This is a genomic window from Hyphomonas johnsonii MHS-2, assembly GCF_000685275.1.
In the GTDB taxonomy this organism is placed as follows: Bacteria; Pseudomonadota; Alphaproteobacteria; order Caulobacterales; family Hyphomonadaceae; genus Hyphomonas; species Hyphomonas johnsonii.
This window is the reverse complement of sequence record NZ_ARYK01000004.1, coordinates 117249-135214: the sequence shown is the minus strand read 5'-3', so window position 1 is coordinate 135214 and position 17966 is coordinate 117249. Positions and strand designations below refer to the sequence as shown.

Genomic DNA, 17966 nt, shown 5'->3' with positions numbered 1-17966 from the left:
GCGTTCAGGCGCTGGCCGGCGTTGATCCGGGCTTGTCGATCTCGATGAGCCCGTTGCGCTTCATCGTCATCAGGAATGTCAGGAATTCCCGCTGGATCGTTTCGCCCTGCTCTGGCGGCAGGCTTTCGAAATCCGACAGGTCATCGCGAAGCTTGTCGGCCAGGCGCGACGAGACGTTTGCCAGCAGGTACTCGAAGACTTCCGGAAAGGCGCTCTTCAGGCTGTCCAGCAGCTTCAGCGTCATCTCCTCGGGCATTTCGCGGAAAACGATCGGCACGGCGCGCTTAGACAGAAGCTCCGGCAGGCCCTCGATCGTGAACAGCGATTTCTGGATGCCGGCGAGCTTGTCTTCGTGCTGAGTCGCGAGGAACTTGACCAGGCTGTCGCGCCGGTCTGACGGGATGAGGCTCAACAATTCTCCGACCGCTTCGAGAGTCTCGGCATCAACCCCGCTGTCGACCTGGACGACGTTGAGGAATTCCATCTCGATCATTCGCGCCAGCACGAGGTCGATACCCGGATCCGGCTTGCGACCTTCGACGAGGAAGCCCATTGCCGGCTCAAGCTTGGAACTGTCCATCTGGCCGAGGATGCTCGACGCGACCGTGACGTTCAGCTTGCGCAGGATCAGTGCGATGATGTTCGGTGACAGGCCGTTGAGATACTGGGCGATCTGTGCCGGGTCACGCTGCTCGAGCCGCGTCCAGGGGCCGTCCGCCGTTTTCGGCGCGGCCGCATTTGTCGATTGCTCGCCAAGGATCGCGATCAGGCGCGCCGGGTCGAGGACGTTCGCGAGCACTTCGCGCGCCTTGCCCTTGCCGCCGCGCAGGGCACCATTGGTGTCACGCAGGCGCGAGAGGAAATCGATCGCGATATCGACCATCTCGTCGCGTGCGACGAATGACAGGTCCTCCAGGGCGATGGCCACCTTGGCCAGGGCGCTGTCATCGAGCTTGTCGACGATCGGTTTGGCTGCCGCTTCGCCGAGAATGGCGATAATCACCGCGGCGCGTTGCGACGGCGTGATTGACGACACCCTTGGAGCCCGTTCCGGCGGTGTGTCGGTTCGCTGTGGCACCAGTTTCGGGCCAAGCTCGGGTTTCGGTATCGCGTTCATGTTGCATATCCTCTGAGCACTGCCTCGGTAATTTTCAGCCACCCGTCAGCCAGCACGAAAAAGCCGAGCTTGAAGGGGAGTGACACAACGGTCGGCGGCACCATCATCATGCCAACTGCCATGAGGACGGACGACACGACCAGGTCGATTACCATGAAGGGCAGGAAGATCACGAATCCGATCTGGAAAGCGTGTTTGATTTCCGACAGCATGAAAGCCGTCGCCAGCAGCGAGAAGCCCGGCGTATCGCCTTCAGCGACCGGGCGGTTGACGGCGTCTCCGAGCACGGCAATAGCTTCCGGTTCGGTTCGCGCGGTCATGAATGTCCTGAACGGCTCTGTGGTCAGCGACCAGGCCTGCTCTTCGCTCAGGACACCGTCCATGTAAGGTGAAATGCCCGAGTTCCAGGCGTCCATGAAGACCGGCTCCATGACGAAGAAGGTCAGGAACATTGCCAGCGCCATGATCATCATGTTTGGCGGCGCCTGCGGCACGCCGATCGCCTGGCGCATGAAGGAAAAGACGATGACCATGAATGGCAGGCACGTCACCATCATGGCGATGGCCGGCACCAGGCTGAGGACAGATACGAGCAGGAACAGCTGGATGGTCGAGCGGCTGAGGCCGCCGCCGGATCCGTTCAGCACGCTGTCGAGGCCGCCGGGGAGTTGTTCAGCAGGCACGCCCTGGGCGTGCGCCGCAGATGCCATGCATACTGCGACGAGGGTCAGGATAGCAAAGGAGCGGCTGGCGCCGGCTATCTTACCCAATCGCATCTTGTGCTTGCTCCGGAATCTCCGTGATCTTGACACCGAGGCATCCGTCGTCGGTTTCCACCAACTCGCCCCGTGCAATCACCTTGTTGTCGATCGTCAGGTCGACCGGGTCGTCGATGCGCGAAGTCAGCGGAACAACCGATTCCGTCCGCAGTTCGAGGATTTCCGAAACGCTGAGCCGGGCCTGTCCGATCGATACGGTCACCGTGACCGGCACGGAAAAGATCGACCGGCGATACTTGTTTGAACCGGACGGTTCGCGGCGGTCGACCTCGACGGTCGGTGGGAGGGATTCTTCAGGATTTGCCATTGGGTTACTCGTCAATCGTGGCTTGAGTTGAATTCAGTTGAGCAAGGCAGGCCTGCATCAGTCTGTCGAAATCGAATGTCAGCCCGCCTGACCCCCATGAAATGCGGACCTGCGCATCGTCCGGGTCGGTAACCGGCACAAAGGAACACCGTTCGGCGAGCGACACGGAATGATCGATCACCTTCTGGAGTTTGTCAGCCATCTCCGGCTGCGCATGGATTTCCACGCCCTGGACCGACGCCGGAATCATGATTGGCAGGTGGCGGCCGATTTCCTCGGCCAGAAACTGGCGCGCGAGTTCCGGAAACAGGCGCGACGCCATGGCCTGGATGACCTGGACGGTGTGATCGCGTGATTGCTGTTCCACCTTGTCGATCGTGTCTGACAGGACCTTCAGCAATATCTCGATTTCTTCAAACTCGGGAACGCGCGCAACAGACCCGGAAAAGGCCTGCTCGGCCGTGTATTCACCGATGCCGGTCGGCGCGGCATGATCGTCCGGCGCGGGCGCTTCTTCTTCCGGCTCTTCGTCGGTTGCCGTCTCGACGGGCGCAGGCCCCTTGCCGAGCAGCAGCCTGCGCTTGTCGACGGCCATCGGCGCGCCAACGCGATCAAACCGGGGCAGGCTCGACAGGAATGAATCACTCATTCACGGCCGCCTTCCTGTCTTCATTCAGCCATTCCTGCAGGATGGCTGCCGCATCATCCTGTCGATCCATCGTGAAGTCTTTCAGGGACAGGAACGGATCAGCGCCGACAGCATATTGCTGGCCGTCGGCGCCCGTGGCGCTCTGGACTTCCGGCTTCTGGTTCAACAGTGGACGGATTACGCCAAATGCCAGGACGATGACCACGATGCCAAGGACAATCACCTTCACACCCGACCAGAGATAGCGTTCCAGCAACTGGGCGATCACGCCGGGTGCTTCAACCATGTCACCGGCAACGGCAATCTGGAACGGCATGAATTCGACCGTCAGGTCGTCCCCGCGACTGGTGTCGAGACCGGCAGCCGATGCGATCAACTGCTTGAAGTCTTCGGCCATCTGTTCGGTGAGGGCGCCGGCATCGGCCGCAGCCGGGTCGATACCCAGCACCTGGTCGTTCAGGAGCACAGCCACCGAGATGCGCTCGACTGCCCCTGGCATGCGCTCGCTCTCCGTGCGCACTTCGTTGATTTCATAGGAAACGGTTTCCGAGGAATTCCGGGTCGTGCTGGTGGTGGACTGGCCATTCGCCTCGCCGGCTGTCTGGGGCAGGTTGCTGGCCGCCGTGATGCCGGCAGTACTTCCACCGCTGGATTCGCTGACATCGCCGCTGGACCGGTTGCGAACCACCCGCGAGTCCGGATCGTAGGACACTGCGGTTGTGCGCAGCCGCTCGTGGCTGACATCCATTGTCACCGAAACGCGTGAATTGCCGGGACCAACCCGGGCTTCCAGCAAACGGCGGATCTTCTGTTCCAGCGCGCCTTCCTGGGTTTCGGCGGTGGAACCTGCCTGGTTTGCCGATTCGACACCCGGACCGGCCAGGATGCCCTTGGTCGAATCAATCACCGCGACTTCATCGGGGCTCAGACCGGAAACCGCCAGGGCGACGAGATACTGGATCGCTTCAGCCTGGTTGCCGGTCAGGTCCCGGGTTGTCGACAGCGACACCGACGCAGTCTGCTTCGGGTCCGATCGTGCGAACCCTGACCGCAGGCTTGCCCCGATATGCACCCGAACCGACTTGATGCCCGGAATGGCCAGGATTGTGCGGGTAAGCTCGCCCTCCTTCGCGCGCCAATAGGCCGCGTTGTACATTTCCGATGTCACCGAGAAACCGTTGACCTCGTCGAGCAGTTCATAGCCCTGAACCGATTGCTGCGGCAGGCCGGAACTGGCGAGCGCGAACCGCACGCCGTCGCGCTCGTTGGCGGGAATGAAGATGGCATCGCCGCGAATCTCATAGCGCGTGCCGCGCTTGTCGAGTTCTTCGATGACTTCGCCCGTGCTCGCCGGCTCAAGCCCCGAATAGAGCAGGGCCATCGGCTGTTGCACGACCCCGCGCACCATGAATGTCATGACCAGCACGACGCCCAGTACGGCCCCGGCAAGCATCAATTGCCGCGGCAAAGGCAGCGCTTTCAGTGTACCAATGAAACTCATGACCCGCCGATTCCAATTTTAGCCCAACATTACAGCAATGGTTAATTTTATCCGGGTAATTGTTAACGGTTCCTTTACCTGAAGATTTGTTTAACTGGTGCGTGGGCTTTAGTGTCGGGTTGGATTCGGATGTCTGAGAAGAATGCTGGGAAAGGCGGCAAGGCGCCCGCCAAGGATGGCGCGCCAGAGCCTTCCAAGGCCAGTGGCGGCATGGCTGCAATCGCAATCCTCGCTGCAGGCGCATTGGTGAGCTCATTTGCAACCGTGTATTTCCTGTCGCCGGCATCAGTGCCGGACAGCGCAGCGTGCGTGACGCCGCAATTGCTTGTCGACACCGGTTCACGCATCGAACCGAATCAAGCTTATGTGGAGTTGCGAGACATCCTGATAACGATCGGGAGCGCACCCGCGACACGCTACCTTAAATTGAAGGTTGCCGTCATCAGCGACAAGAGCAATGTCGCCACTGTCGAAAAAGCGGAGCCCGTGTTGATCGACGCCTATACCAACTACCTTCGCTCCGTCGAAGTGAGCGACTTCGAGAATCCCGGCTTCTACTCCCTGATGCGCGAACAATTGGGACGACGCTCGCAACTCGTGCTGGGCGGCGACGTCTCGGACGGCGTCCTGATCACCGAATTTCTGTTGAGATGACACGATGAATTTTGAACCGACAGATATCGTCATTGTCCTGGTGTCGCTTGCGGCCTGCGCCTACTGCTTCGTGCTGAATCGGCGCCTGAAAGCCCTGCAGAACACCAAGGACGGCCTCGGGGCGACGATCATGGCCATGTCCAAATCAATCTCCGCGATGTCCAGTTCGACCCAGGAAACCCGCTCGCATGTCGGTGAAATGGCGACACGCCTGCAGCGACAGCTGGATGAGGCCAACCAGATGTGCAAGCGGCTCGAGACTCTCAAGGCAGAGTTGGAGACAACCCAGCAGAACGCGGTCGACCAGGTCACGGCGACCCAGACCGAACTCGGCATCATGATGCGCATCATCCTCGACCAGTCGAAGACCCGCGTCATGGACATGACCAACATGATGCAGCAGCTGCGCGACCTTGCGGAGGCAGGCGGTGCTGGCGCGCAAGGCCAGCCACCTGTACCGGAGCAGCGAAAAGCCGTCTCCCAGCGTTCAGGTTAGCGCCATGAAAGCCCTCGACAAAAGAAGCTCCTACGTCCTGATCACGCTTGGCTTCCTGTTCACGGTCGGCGCGGCGGTGCGGTTCCTGCCGAACAACCTCGCCACGGCCGAATCGACAGAGGCAACGGCCTCTGCCGCGTCTGCTACCGCGACCACCGCTGCAGACCCCGAGGCCGCGGCCTCGCCGGCCCCGGCCGTGCAGGCGATCGACCAGGTCTGCTTCACCGCTGAGACAGCCGCCCTGCTCGCAAAAGACCAGGAAAAAATCACGACGCAGGAAGAAGACCTGCGCGAGCTGGAACTGACGCTGCAGGCGCGCCAGCAGGACCTCGAGAACCGGTCGGCAGAACTCGAAGCGCTGCAGGCGTCCCTCGACGCCCGCTGGCAGGAAATGCAGACGGTATCTGACGACGACCTCGTCCACCTCGCGCGGATGTATGGCACCATGAAGCCTGACCAGGCCGCGGCGATCTTCAACCAGATGGATCCCGATTTCGCCGGCAGCTTCCTGCGCCTGATGCGGAGTGAACAGGCCGGCCTGATTCTGGCGAACATGGAAACACGCAAGGCCTATGCGGTCAGCGTCAAGCTGGCGGAACTGAACGAGGACGTGCGCAATTCCGCAACCCCCACGGCCCCGCCGAACTGACTGCGCCGAGGAATCGGACTTGAATTCAACCGAATGAAATCAAACCGTTGGCGCCAGAAGAGGCATCGAAGGCTCGTCATAATAGCCTGTATTTATTGCATAATAAAAATATATTCTTGTTTGATACCCCCAATTATACCCCCAAATGGATTTTCTTAGGCTAGGTCACACGCCTTTGATCGCGTCGTCGATGACCGTGAAATTTCTATCCGTAGGCATGACAAAGAGGCAATTTCCAGCACTTGCATCGGCCCATAGCTCGCCAATTCTAAGCTTGTCGCGGGATTCTTCCATGAGGTGCGCGCCCTTGTATTCGACAGCCATAATCCGGCCATCTGTTAGAAGTGCTACGAAGTCGGGGTAGAACTTGCCGCTCGGCAACTGCAGCCAGAATGCGTTCGGCTTGCGATCCACGTTGCGCACCCAATAGCGAACGTCTTTGTGATTATCCAGGTATTGAGCACACTGGAACTCTTCGCCCCTTTCATTCAGGTCGCCGATTTCCTTGAAGTAGTGCTTCTGGAACCTGTGTCCGCCGCGATACGGCTGGTTGTAGGCGTAGCTCTGATCGTCAAACACGATGGCATTATCGGCGGCGGTCTCGAACGTCTGCGCATCAGCGGCAAACAGCGCGTCATAACTTCCGGCTTCGCGCTCCTTGCGCAGCTTATCTATCTCCTCCTTCAGGGCGCGCCGGATCTCCGCGCGATAGCGCGCCAGTTCATCAAGCGCATAGTTCTTGCGCTGCATAAGCCCTTCAAGAGCTTTGCTAATGAACACCTTGGCGGCAGGCTTGGTTACGTCAGGGTGGGGTATCCCGCGATCAATCCAGTTTACCAGACGCGGCAACGTCCACGCGGGCTCATGCACCAGCATGGAAAGCTGTTCTTGAACGTCACCGACAAACGCAACGGTCATCCGTCCCTCATTGCTTGTGTCGATCAGCCCAACGGTAGAGGCGTCCTTGATCCTGTAGCGGTCCACGAAGTTTGCCGGGTCGCAATTGGCGAGATTCCAGGGCAGGTCCAGGAAATGGTCCCGGGTCAGTAGCTCCAGCTCGCCTTGGCTGTAAATGCAAAGCTGCGGCACAATAAAGGGCACCTTATCGCCTTGGGGAAGTTCGCTCGCCTGTATGCGGTTACTGCGAATAAACAGGCTCTCAACGGCCTTTTCTGCGCCGGGCACCTTGTGGAAGGCCATCAGCATTGTGTTTCGCTGATCTCTGGAGACAACGCCTGTGACCTTCAATTTTCGGCTTTCAGTGTCAAATTTCACCTTGGCCCTAATCGATGGCGGTAGCTTCTGTATGGCGTTAATCACGTCTGCGAGCTTGGAGTCGGGCGTATCTTCGATTGCATCAGACTCATGCTGATAGTCGCTACGATCTTCTGAGAATTGAAAACCGCTATGGGCCTTCACCAGTTCTTCGGCTTCCAGGCGGTCAAAGCCCGCACCAACTACAAGACCGTCTTTCAGATTCCCCGCCGTATCATTGAAGTTTTTAGACGCCACAAATGCATATGCGCGATTCAGAGTATCGCGGCTCTTGCGGCGTGCGCTTGGCATGCGCAGCACGCGGCCAAGGATCTGCTCAACGGCCGTAGGAGACTTCAGCTCGCCGACGGAACACAGGACATAAGCAAACGGACAATCCCATCCCTCGCGCAAGGCCTGAATGGTGATGACATGGCGCACCTCACACGTCTTGGACGCAATGTCGTCCAGGCCATCCAGCTCCCTGTGCCCACCACCATGCAAAGCGATCTGCGTGCGCGGGATCCGCATTTCATCGGTCAGGTATTGCGCGACGGCTTCTATCGTCAGCCGGTCCGGGTCTGTCTTCGATTTTGATTGCGCCTGAAACAGGATGATCGGGCGAATATACTCTCCCGTCTCCGCCTCTTCCGCCTTGGCCTCCAGCTCCAAAGCTTCACGGCAGTCCAGCGCCTGCCCGATGACCTTTTTCCAATCCGCATCCGTCTGCAGACGGATCGGCAATTTGATCATTTCGGCAACTTTCAGCTCCGCCGCCGAGACATGGTAGAGCACATTCGATGGATAGAGCTCTTTCGTCGGGTCACTCTTTGTCTGCGGTGTCGCGGTCAATTCAAGGATCAGCGACGGATCAAACCGGCTAAGCGTATCGAATGACAAGGGCGTCTGATTGTTGTGCGCCTCATCCACAATAACCATCGGGCGATGCAGCTTCAGCACGTTGGCGAGGGACGCTACCGGGCGGTGCGTGCCTTCCACCTTGTCCAGCCGTGCAATCTGAGTATCCGTCAGCCCGCTGAAATGATCCATCAGCGATCCGGCGTCACGGTAAACCCGGCGCGCGTCGGTGTCCTTGTCTTCGATCTTGAAGGACTGAATCGTGGCCACGATGATGCACGCGCCGCCGGACGCATCAGGCCGCGAGAGCGACAAGGCCTCATCGACCGTCAGCACAGTTAGGTTGCGGCCAAAGTCGGCTGCCAGAGCGGCGCGATAGGGATGCTCCAGGTTGCGCAGCGCCTTTAGCGTCTGGTCCAGGATGGCCTTGGACGGCGCCAGCCAGAGCACCATGGGATTCTCGGCTTGCAGGTAGGCCGCTGCCGCCACACCCACAGCATGCGCAGCCACGATGGTCTTGCCGCCGCCCGTGGGGATGCGGATGCACACATACGGTGCCTCCTCGTTGAGGAAGGGCGCAGGCGTGTAGAGCAGGTTGGCCTGCGCCATAAACGCCGTGCGTGCGCCGAGATTCGGCACCTTTCGCAGGTAGTCGCCAAAGGCATTCAGCGCATCGCTCTGGTAGCTGCGCAGTTCAAAGTTCACCGCCGCCATGCGCTATACCCCATCGATCTGATAGGGGATTTGCTTGAACACGGCGCCAGCGCGCTTCAGGCGCGCCGCCGAAACCGTGCAGCCTTCGGCATAGATGACGCGCGTTCCGTCAAAGGCTTCCGGTACGGGCGGCAGGGCGTCCAGTCGGTCCGGCGTGAGAACATTCCCGGCTGCCTCGCGCGGTGTTTCGGCGTGGGCTGCGTCAAACAGAAGATAGACGGCGCGATCCTGAAACACGCCGAGAAAGTCGCTCTGCGCACGGTGCGGAATGGGAACGCCGGTTTCAGAAAAGAAGATGTGTGCGGCAAGGTCCGGGAACGTCACCTCGCGCGCCACATCGCCAAACTCATCGAAGAGCGGGACGCCGAGACGGCAGAAACGGAAGCCGCTGCCAAGGCCCTCAACAGGCGTCGCTGCGTTTCCATTCTTGTCGAAGCCGTTGATCACCCGGCGCATTCGTTCGGCGGTTACCTCCTCCGATATGGCTTGATCCATTTCGACAAGGATGAAGCGGCGACTGCCGCCATCTTGATTGTTTAAGTCCAGGACGGCATGGCCCGTGGTGCCTGATCCTGCAAACGAGTCCATGATCAGATCATCTTTACCACCCGTCATACTCAAGATTTTTTGAATTAATGAAACAGACTTTGGGTATTCGAACGGCTTCTTTCCATCAAAAATGGATTTCAGTTCCTTTCCAGCGTTATCAGTTGAGAGTTCAGGTCCCCACCAAAATGACTTTGGCTTGGTCGTCCTTTCAATTGCTTCTCCCGATTCATCGTCATAGTCCTCGGTGAAGTCTTCCGGGTCATCGTCAAATAACTCGTCTTCTCGTTCAGAGTCTAAATAAACGCGATAGGAAACATTCCATTTTTCGTTCGCCTTTGCGTACGATGGAATGAGTGTGCTCAGATACTTAGCAACGCGTGACTTTCCCCATCGCCATGCGCCCTCTGTCCCGTCCTTCTTCATCGGATAGATTTCTATCCACCCCTCTTGGGCTTCAAGCGACAACTCATCACTTTCGGGTGACTTATAGATTGGAAACCATAGTTGGGGTCTCTCATCACGCGTATCTGCACCACCACGCTTTCTAAGGTCACGAGATGCAAACAAATAGCCTTGTTCGTCCGTGTACTTAAATTCCTTCAGCTGCTTCTGGCTCAATGGAATGCCGTGGGAAACAAAATTGTGGCGCGCAACCAAAACCAAATACTCGTGGCAGGTTGCAATATAATCACGATCATTGCGCCCTTTCATATTGTTCACGATAGGAATCGAGATGATCTCAAAATTTGAAAACGTTTCTCTAAGCAGCACTTCGAAGTGAGCAACTTCGTTCGCATCTATCGAAGCGAACATAACTCCATCGTCTCTCAAAAACTCTCGCAGTAGCCGCAAGCGCGGATACATCATGCACAGCCATTTATCATGGCGTGATAGGTCTTCCGCTTCCTTGCCCACAACATTGCCCAGCCAAGCCTTGATCTCCGGGGAGTTCACATTGTCGTTGTAAACCCAGCCCTCATTGCCGGTGTTGTAAGGCGGATCAATGTAGATGCACTTCACCTTGCCCGCATAGTAAGGCAGCAGCGCGCGCAGGGCCTCCAGATTGTCTCCCTGCACCAGAAGATTGCCCGCGTCCGGGTCACCCGCTGACAGATCCGAATCGCAATGCACCAGCCGGTAAGGCACCTCGCGGTGATGGTTCACAACCGCCTGCTTCCCGATCCAGTCCAGTGTCGGCATACCTGCCCCTATCTGATTCCATTTGCCGTTACCGTAGTGCAGGAAAGGCGAATGCGCCGCAACGCCCCAAGTAGCGTATTCACAGCCTAGCCCTTTCGCCGGCGCACCTGCTCTTCCATCCATGCGAGCATTTCTGGCGGCAGATCTCCGTTTGCATCAGCGCCGTTTTCCTCTGATTCCGTTGCCGCAAGGCCCGCCATAATCTCAGAAGTCCGTTGATCCTGAACCGTGCCATAGCCATTCAAACTGGTTGCCAGGTCTTCATGGCCCAGATTTTGGCTCCACGCTTTCAGCGCTTCGGGGTCCAACTGCTTGCGAAAGGCAACCTGCATCAGCGTCTTGCGAACGGTATGCGGGTTGAAATAGGGCAGGCCCGCCGCTTCAAAGCGTTCGCGGAAAATACGCCGAATCCCGGCTGCGTCGCTCCAGTAGTCTCGTATCAAGCAAGTCGGTGGTCACGTCCCGGGCAGTTCTCTAATCGCCATGGTCAAGTGCTTATCTTTCTGCGGTTCATTATGCGGGCCGGGCTCTAGGGTTCTCTCCGCGGTCGCCGCTCGGGACGCCGCATATTAGCGTTCAGGGTTGGGTGGATCCGAGTGGTGTGCGGTCAGCGCCGGGCCCGCGCCTGCAATACTAGACTGGTAAAGATTTCCTCTGCGTCAAATGCCTCCAAGAACCCAGATCGAGTGTATCTATCCATTCCCTTCGTCGAGGCGGCTATCAATGTGGTAATCTCCTGTCGGCAGTGACCAGAAATCGCTCGCCCTACAGTGTCCGCGGGGGAGACTTTGTCGTCATATAGATGAATTGCCGCCCTCGCGCAGTTGAGAACGCCTTGAGTAGCGCCGTCGATTTCCTCTTGGCTTGCAATTTGGACTTCTGGCTCCACTTGCGACTTTGCCTGCTCTGTTGACGCGCAGCCAGTAAGGCCAATTAATACGATCGAAATAGTTACATTACGCATCATTTTTTGCTGTCCTTCAAATAGCGAGAACCTTTTCAGGGCTCTGCGAGCGCAACCGTGAAGACGCAAAGATTAAAAATCTCTGTTGCTATACCGTTTAACTTCGGTTTGCCTGCCACCCTCTCACTTCCAACATTCACTCAATTGGCGAAAAGTTGCCTAATCTTGAAAACGGCAAGGTTGGCGCGTTCCAAACTTAGATTTTCCGCTGGCTCAGTTCTTTCGCCATCCATTCAAGCACTTCTGGCGGTAGTCTGGAACTGGCTCCTTCAACGTCAGCCAAAGCAAGACCCGCCATGATCTCCGCCGTGCGCTGATCCTGAATCTTACCGTATGAGTTGAGGCTAGTGGCGAGATTTTCATGCGCCAAGTTCTGACTCCAGGCCTTTAGGGCTTCCGGGTCGAGATTCTTGCGGAATGCTACTTGCATAAGCGTATGGCGCAGGCTGTGCGGGTGGAAATACGGCAACCCAGCCGCTTCAAACCGCTCGCGAAAGATTCGTCTGATTGCGTCAGCGCTTCTCCAGTACAGCCGCGACAGGCCGATAGGCCCAAGAAACCCAGCTTCGTTTACGCCCGTCTCAGTTTTGGGAAACAACGGGTCAGCGTCCGCAAACAGCAGTTCGTCACGCAGGAACCTTACCCAGTCAATGAAAATCGCCTCCGCTTCGCCGCCCACAGGGAAGAAATAGGTCGTCATGGTCTTGGCGTTCTTCGTCTTCACCAGGCGCGCATCTTGGAACACTTCGCGGCGCTCCAAGTTCACCTTGCCCAAAGGCAAGGATGCAATCGCCGCGTCACGCATGCCTGTCAGCAGGGTAAAGGCGATTAAGGCGCGATCACGCTTCTGGATAGCGGTTTCATGCGGAGCGGCGGCAATGACGTGGTGCAGCTGTTCGACGCTCGGCACAGGCCGCTCGCGCCGCGCGGTGGCAATCCGGCGATCATTGGCGGTCACGTTGAAATACTCGCAATCAGAATGGCTGATCCGGCTCTTGTAACCCTGCTGATCTGCCAGCCACTTGAAGAACGCCTTCACGGCCATCAGCCGCGAGCGGATCGTGGATTTGGCTAATGGCTTGCCAGTCTTCGCATTGATTGCCGCCTTCAGGTCGCGCTGAAACTTCTGTGGCTGTTCAATATGGAAGGCGGCGAAGTCCTTGCCATTCGTCGATTTCTCGAAGGCGGAAATAGCGCCGGCAACTTGATCGGCCGTGGCGGGCGTCATGCCCTTGGCGGTCTCCAGCCATTGCAGATATTTCCGCTTGATCCGCTCATTTTTGGGGTGCGCTTTTTTCATTCTTCAAACCTCCTTCTGGCAGTGATCATTCACGCAGGGCTGAGTGGTCTCACCTAGGTGTTTGACGCGCTGCGCCCCTGAAAGTCTGACAAGGGCGGATAGCTGCGAAACCTGCTTCCAGCTGACACGCTTGTGCATCACCGCCGCGCATGTCTCACAAAGCATTCGAACCATCGCGCTCGCGCCCTTGGCCGGGATCAATTCCGCTTCGCAAAGCGCGGCGCCTTTCGGTGCGTGGCATCGCATGCAGTAACACTGATCAAGGCGGAGCTTGTGCCTCGGGGCGCGCTTTCCTTTGACAAAGGCAGACAGCTCAGCGCCCAGGATCAGCGTTGGCTTGCAATCGTCAATGACGGGAAGGCCACCCGACGCGATCCATCGCCTTACAGTCACCTTGGCAACCCCAAGTGCGCGGGCCGCCTCATCAACTGAATAGCTGCGATGGATTCGGATCGCGCGCCAGTTCGGCCTACGCGCCATTTTCGATCAGCGCGCGAATGTCTTCAGCGCGCCAGACGGTGACGCGCTTGCCGAGTTTGAGCGGCTTGGGAAACCGCCCATCCTTTACGCCAGCCCACCAGGTCGATTTGCTGACGGGGATAGGCCCAGTCGGGGCGAGTATCTGCCTGATACGCAGGAAGCCGGTAACGGGTAGCGCGGATTGGTTCGACATGGTTCATCTCCATCGGTTTGGAGACGAAAACATCCGGCTTGTAGGTGGCGGATAATAGGAGGGGAGGTTTCAAAAAGGTCGGCTGAATTTTGCGGCTAACCTAACCATCGAAAACGCAAGACCTCGTGGAGGTTCCCCGCAAGATGTTCATAGCACCCAGTTAAAATGGGATTTTATCATCAAGGTCATTATCAAAGGGTTCTGGGGATTCCGCTTTCGGAGCGCCCCCCTTGGTGGCCCAATTCGCAATCGTAGCCAGTTGCTCAATGACAGACTCCCTCGATTTTCCATCGTCATCCGTCAAACCGTACTCGGCTGCGTGCAACCTCAACCACTTTGCCAGCCTTTGCTTTGCGGTTCCCGGTGCCGAAGATGATTCGTCAAAGGATTCCCATGCCCGAACCGCAGCGGCCAGTTTTGGTGCGTAGCGTGGATGCGACGCATCACGTAGCCCACCCTTCGAATTGTCAGTTGAGAAAAAGTAGCCTTCTGATACTCCCCGGGATGTCAGCCAATTGATCAGACTGTCGACCTCGACCGCCGATGCACTTAGATCGTGGCGAGTATAATCAGTCTCCCACCCGCCACCGTGCTCTTGGTATTGAACAAAGCTCAGATGTCCCTTCAGCGTTTCGTTCTGAAGGCCGGCGACTATTCCTGCTTTGACCGCTGCATATCCTTTGGGGCGTTGGTGGGCTTCATGGTTTTCGATGTATTCGGCGAGGCCTTGTGGCTCAATGCCCAGTACAAGCAAACTTGCTTCTACAACGCTCAACTTGTCCGTCAGCCGCCACCAAGGCGACACGTCATAATCATAATTAGAGTCGCGCATCTATCTTGAACGTTTTCTGCATCGGAAAGCGTTAGAAATAGCGATTCTCCTTTAGGTGGCAATTCTTGGTGGATCGTCGATGATGGGCAATGCCTTCAGGTTCAACCTAGACCCCGGTTACCATTTAGCATTTGCTGGATCTCGCTGGCCCACCACTCCGCCATCTTCACACGTTCGTCCCAGTATAGCGCGCGATGATACGCGCGCCGCACTTGGTCAGCGCCGACGTGGGCAAGTTCGGCTTCGATTGCGTCTTTGTCCCATAGTCCGCTTTCATTCAGCAGGGTGGACGCGCTGGCGCGAAACCCGTGCGACGTGTGTTGATCCTTCTCAAACCCCATGCGCCGTAAAGCCTGATTCAACGTGTTCTCGCTGATCGGTTTGTCTCGCGCGATAGAAGACGGAAATACGCGATAATTGCTTCCCGTTTCGCGGCGAAGATCTCGCAAGATTTGGACGGCCAGCGGGGCGACGTGTTTGACATGCTCGCGGCGCATCTTCGTGCGGCTGGCCGGAATAGTCCAGGTCGCAGCCTCCAGGTCAAACTCTTCCCAAAGCGCCAGCCGTAATTCGCCGGGGCGGGTATAGAGCAAGGCCATCAGTTTCAGGGCCGCGCGGGTGGACGGCGCACCGCCATCGTATTCCCAAACCGCCTGCACAACTTCCGCAAACTCATCACGGGTGGTTGCTGCCGCCATGTGCGTCACCTTCGGCGCGATCAGCGCACCACGCAGCGCATAGGTCGGGTCATTGTCAGCGCGCGCTGTGGCGACGGCATAGCGGCAAACCTGACCAATGGTAGAGCGCAGCCTTTTGGCGCTTTCATAATTGCCAAGCGCCTCCACCTTCCGAACGGTTTCCAGAACAGTGGCTGGTGTCAGCAGGCGGATCGGCAGGCTTCCAAAATCATCGTTCGCCTTGTCCAGAAGCCATTGCTTCTTGTGAAGCGTGGTTTCGGCTTTGCCTTCCTTGCGCAGCTTTTCCATAAGTTCGGCGGCGATAAGCGCGAACGTGTGTTCGTTCAAAGCCTCGTCTTCTTCCTTTTCGGCTTTGGCATGCGCGGCGGGATCTATGCCGTCGGCCAACAACGTCTTGGCGTCACTTCGCCGTTCTCTCGCCCGCGCAAGTGTGGTTTCGGGGTAGGAGCCAAACGACAGCACCTTTTCCTTGCCATTGAACCGATACTTGAGCCGCCACAGCTTTGATCCGTTGGCGTTCACCAGGACATACAGCCCGCCACCGTCCGAAACCTTGTACGGCTTGGCGTCTGATTTGAGTTGGCGCAATCGCGTGTCGGTAAGAGGCATCGTGGGCTTTTGGGGGTATCGGCTTGTCAATTTGAGGGGCGAAAATGCCACCATACCCCCGAATCTACCCCCAATAAAGCCGGATGCAGGCACATACCCCCAACCCATATCGGACAACAATTCGGCCTTTCTGGCCAAAAACTCTATGTTTTTCAGTGGTTTTTGGAGTTTCTCGGACTGTCTCGGAGAAGCTAATGGTGCCCAGAAGAGGACTCGAACCTCCACGACCTTGCGATCACTACGACCTGAACGTAGCGCGTCTACCAATTCCGCCATCTGGGCACGGGTTTGGAAGGGGGGACTTATAACCCGGGCCGGAAAACGTCAACGGGAAAACGCCGCGACGCACAACAGGTCAGCACCGCCTTATGACCACCCCGGCGCAATTTGATCAGGTCAGCACACTTGCCCGGCATGTTTCGCCCGTTTCATACTGGGCGCGGGCACTCGCTGCCCGGGGCTCCGAACCCGTGCCGAACAGGGCGCTCATGTGAGTTGTCCGCTCTGGCGACGAACCGTACGCGCCGGCGTCCACGCAGATGAAACCTCCACAGTATCTTGAAATTATTGGTGATCCCGGCGCGATTCGAACGCGCGACCTACAGATTAGGAATCTGTTGCTCTATCCTGCTGAGCTACGGGATCATCGGGTCTGCCTATAGGGCAAAGCGGCGCGGGTTTGAAGCCCTTTGCGCGGCGTGCGCCGGTGTGGCAGCGTGCCTGGACCGGGGCCGGCCCGGGCGGAGTAGCAGGGGTTGCAGGGGAGTGGCAGGGACGTGGGACGGGGGATGTATCTTGCCTTGGCCGCGTTCTGCCTGGCGACCGCCTGCAGCGCGCCCGATCCGCTGGAGGGCACGGCACCGGGCGAGCGCGGCCGCGTCGTCCGGGTGATCGATGGCGACGCACTGGTGCTGGACACCGGGCAGAGCGTGCGCCTGGTCGGCATCGAGGCACCTGCCGGGCCTTACAAGGAGCGGGAGGGTGCGCCCTACTTCAAGGAATCCCGGCGCTTGCTGGAAGACATGGCGCTGGGGCGGGAGGTGCAGCTGCACTATGCCGGCCTGACGCGCGACCGCTATGACCGGGCGCTGGCGCAAGTGGTGACGACGGACGCGCTGGGGCCGGACCTGTGGCTGAACCGGGAGATGGTGGCGCGAGGCGGGGCGCGGGTGCGGGTGTATCCCGATACTGCCGGGGCCAATGCGCCGCTGGTGCCGCTGGAGGCGAAGGCACGGGCCGCCAGGACCGGCCTCTGGGGCGAGCGGGCCTATCGCATTCCCGCTGCGGATGACCTGCCGGAGCCATTCGAGCGGTTCCAGCTGGTCGAGGGCCATGTCGCGCGCCGGGAGCGCAGCGATGCGCCGGGGACCGCGTGTGACCTGACGCTGGCCGGGTCGGCGCTGGTCCTCGAGATCGAGCGCGCGGCTGCCGCGCTCTGCCAGACACCGGCCGGGACGGGCCTGCTGGCGCGCGGCTATGTCCGCGACGGGCGCATGGAGATTTCGCATCCGCTGAATGTCTCGCGCCTGGCGGGCGAGTGACAATTCCGCCGCTTTGCCCGATACAGGCAAGGCAGGTTCACCGGGAGGAACACGATGATCGGCATAATACTATTCCTGATCGCACTGGCCGCATTCATGCTGGTTGGCCTGGTGCTGATCTTCAACCGGCTGGTCCACAAGCGCCAGATGGTGAAAAATGGCTGGGCCGATATCGATGTCCAGCTGAAGCGCCGGTCAGACCTGATCCCGCGCCTTGTGGAATCGGTGCGCGGTTACGCGGCGCACGAGAAGTCCCTGTTCGAGGATGTCGTGGCCAAGCGCTCGGCGGCGCTGGCCGCCGGTGACAATACGACCGAGCGCGGCAAGACGGAAACGGCGCTGTCGCAGCCGGTGGCACGCCTGATGGCGGTTGCCGAAGCCTATCCGGACCTCAAGGCGAGCCGGAACTTCCTCGAGCTGCAGACCGAACTGTCGGACACCGAAACCAAGATCGAGATGGCGCGGCGGTTCTTCAATGGCGCCGTGCGCGAACTGAACACCACTGTGGAAAGCTTCCCGGCCAATCTGGTGGCCAGCCTGTTCGGATTTCGCCAACGGGATTTCTTCGAGATCGAGACCGCTGACCGGGCCCTGCCTTCCGTGGACTTCAAGGGAACCTGAT

Annotated in this window: 18 protein-coding genes and 2 tRNA genes; 5 read left to right on the top strand and 15 right to left on the bottom strand. The window is 58.6% G+C overall.

What is annotated here, in order from left to right; all coding sequences use genetic code 11:
• Positions 1 to 4 precede the first annotated feature (4 nt).
• Genes HJO_RS09280 through fliF form a run of 5 tightly spaced genes read right to left on the bottom strand, consistent with a single transcriptional unit; the run spans position 5 to position 4353 of the window.
• A complete protein-coding gene (locus HJO_RS09280) occupies positions 5 to 1117 on the bottom strand; it encodes a FliG C-terminal domain-containing protein (protein WP_035616431.1) in 1113 nt (370 codons plus the stop codon).
• Positions 1114 to 1893: a flagellar type III secretion system pore protein FliP gene (locus HJO_RS09275; RefSeq protein ID WP_035616430.1), complete on the bottom strand. Its 780-nt coding sequence runs from the start codon at positions 1891 to 1893 to the stop codon at positions 1114 to 1116. Before HJO_RS09275 ends, HJO_RS09280 begins: the two co-directional genes overlap by 4 nt.
• The gene (locus HJO_RS09270; protein ID WP_051618459.1) at positions 1880 to 2203 is read right to left on the bottom strand and encodes a FliM/FliN family flagellar motor switch protein; all 324 of its coding nucleotides are present in this window, start codon (positions 2201 to 2203) and stop codon (positions 1880 to 1882) included. The genes HJO_RS09275 and HJO_RS09270 overlap by 14 nt, the downstream gene beginning before the upstream one ends.
• Positions 2204 to 2207: 4 nt before the next feature.
• Complete coding sequence (locus HJO_RS09265; protein ID WP_035616427.1) at positions 2208 to 2852, bottom strand: hypothetical protein; 645 nt, start codon at positions 2850 to 2852, stop codon at positions 2208 to 2210.
• Positions 2845 to 4353 carry a flagellar basal-body MS-ring/collar protein FliF gene (gene fliF / locus HJO_RS09260; protein ID WP_035616425.1) on the bottom strand — a complete coding sequence of 503 codons (1509 nt, stop codon included), beginning with the start codon at positions 4351 to 4353 and terminating at the stop codon, positions 2845 to 2847. Before fliF ends, HJO_RS09265 begins: the two co-directional genes overlap by 8 nt.
• A 129-nt stretch (positions 4354 to 4482) precedes the next feature.
• On the opposite strand from fliF, the gene HJO_RS09255 reads away from it, so the two are divergent.
• From HJO_RS09255 to HJO_RS17725, 3 genes are read left to right on the top strand one after another with little or no spacing between them, the layout of a single operon-like run.
• Positions 4483 to 5007: a flagellar basal body-associated FliL family protein gene (locus HJO_RS09255; RefSeq protein ID WP_035616423.1), complete on the top strand. Its 525-nt coding sequence runs from the start codon at positions 4483 to 4485 to the stop codon at positions 5005 to 5007.
• A 4-nt stretch (positions 5008 to 5011) separates the two neighbouring features.
• Positions 5012 to 5503: a DUF6468 domain-containing protein gene (locus HJO_RS09250; protein WP_035616421.1), complete on the top strand. Its 492-nt coding sequence runs from the start codon at positions 5012 to 5014 to the stop codon at positions 5501 to 5503.
• A 4-nt stretch (positions 5504 to 5507) separates the two neighbouring features.
• Positions 5508 to 6152, top strand: a complete 645-nt coding sequence (locus HJO_RS17725; RefSeq protein ID WP_051618458.1) for a MotE family protein — start codon at positions 5508 to 5510, stop codon at positions 6150 to 6152.
• Between the two features lie 165 nt (positions 6153 to 6317).
• Here the strand turns inward: HJO_RS17725 and HJO_RS09235 are convergent, their stop codons facing one another.
• The 10 genes from HJO_RS09235 to HJO_RS09185 form a co-directional block, all read right to left on the bottom strand.
• Positions 6318 to 8978: a DEAD/DEAH box helicase gene (locus HJO_RS09235; RefSeq protein WP_035616415.1), complete on the bottom strand. Its 2661-nt coding sequence runs from the start codon at positions 8976 to 8978 to the stop codon at positions 6318 to 6320.
• Between the two features lie 3 nt (positions 8979 to 8981).
• Complete coding sequence (locus HJO_RS09230) at positions 8982 to 10850, bottom strand: site-specific DNA-methyltransferase (RefSeq protein ID WP_206741835.1); 1869 nt, start codon at positions 10848 to 10850, stop codon at positions 8982 to 8984.
• Positions 10814 to 11059 (bottom strand): hypothetical protein, encoded by a 246-nt coding sequence (locus HJO_RS09225; protein ID WP_162173811.1) that lies wholly within the window; start codon positions 11057 to 11059, stop codon positions 10814 to 10816. Before HJO_RS09225 ends, HJO_RS09230 begins: the two co-directional genes overlap by 37 nt.
• A gap of 828 nt (positions 11060 to 11887) precedes the next feature.
• Entirely contained in the window at positions 11888 to 12991 is a 1104-nt protein-coding gene (locus tag HJO_RS09215; RefSeq protein WP_035616407.1) for a site-specific integrase, read from the bottom strand.
• 3 nt (positions 12992 to 12994) lie between these two features.
• Positions 12995 to 13471: a helix-turn-helix domain-containing protein gene (locus HJO_RS18950; protein ID WP_051618457.1), complete on the bottom strand. Its 477-nt coding sequence runs from the start codon at positions 13469 to 13471 to the stop codon at positions 12995 to 12997.
• Positions 13461 to 13664 carry a helix-turn-helix transcriptional regulator gene (locus tag HJO_RS09205; RefSeq protein WP_035616405.1) on the bottom strand — a complete coding sequence of 68 codons (204 nt, stop codon included), beginning with the start codon at positions 13662 to 13664 and terminating at the stop codon, positions 13461 to 13463. The genes HJO_RS18950 and HJO_RS09205 overlap by 11 nt, the downstream gene beginning before the upstream one ends.
• A 160-nt stretch (positions 13665 to 13824) precedes the next feature.
• Positions 13825 to 14496 carry a hypothetical protein gene (locus tag HJO_RS17715; protein WP_051618456.1) on the bottom strand — a complete coding sequence of 224 codons (672 nt, stop codon included), beginning with the start codon at positions 14494 to 14496 and terminating at the stop codon, positions 13825 to 13827.
• A 101-nt stretch (positions 14497 to 14597) separates the two neighbouring features.
• Positions 14598 to 15803 carry a tyrosine-type recombinase/integrase gene (locus HJO_RS09195; protein WP_035616403.1) on the bottom strand — a complete coding sequence of 402 codons (1206 nt, stop codon included), beginning with the start codon at positions 15801 to 15803 and terminating at the stop codon, positions 14598 to 14600.
• A 195-nt stretch (positions 15804 to 15998) separates the two neighbouring features.
• Positions 15999 to 16085, bottom strand: a tRNA-Leu gene (locus HJO_RS09190).
• Between the two features lie 286 nt (positions 16086 to 16371).
• Positions 16372 to 16448, bottom strand: a tRNA-Arg gene (locus HJO_RS09185).
• A 143-nt stretch (positions 16449 to 16591) separates the two neighbouring features.
• Between HJO_RS09185 and HJO_RS17710 the strand changes: the two genes are divergently transcribed.
• Together HJO_RS17710 and HJO_RS09175 are read left to right on the top strand one after the other, a co-directional pair.
• Positions 16592 to 17344, top strand: coding sequence for a thermonuclease family protein (locus tag HJO_RS17710; RefSeq protein ID WP_051618455.1), 753 nt, complete (start codon positions 16592 to 16594; stop codon positions 17342 to 17344).
• Between the two features lie 66 nt (positions 17345 to 17410).
• Complete coding sequence (locus HJO_RS09175; protein ID WP_156945578.1) at positions 17411 to 17965, top strand: LemA family protein; 555 nt, start codon at positions 17411 to 17413, stop codon at positions 17963 to 17965.
• Position 17966 lies beyond the last annotated feature (1 nt).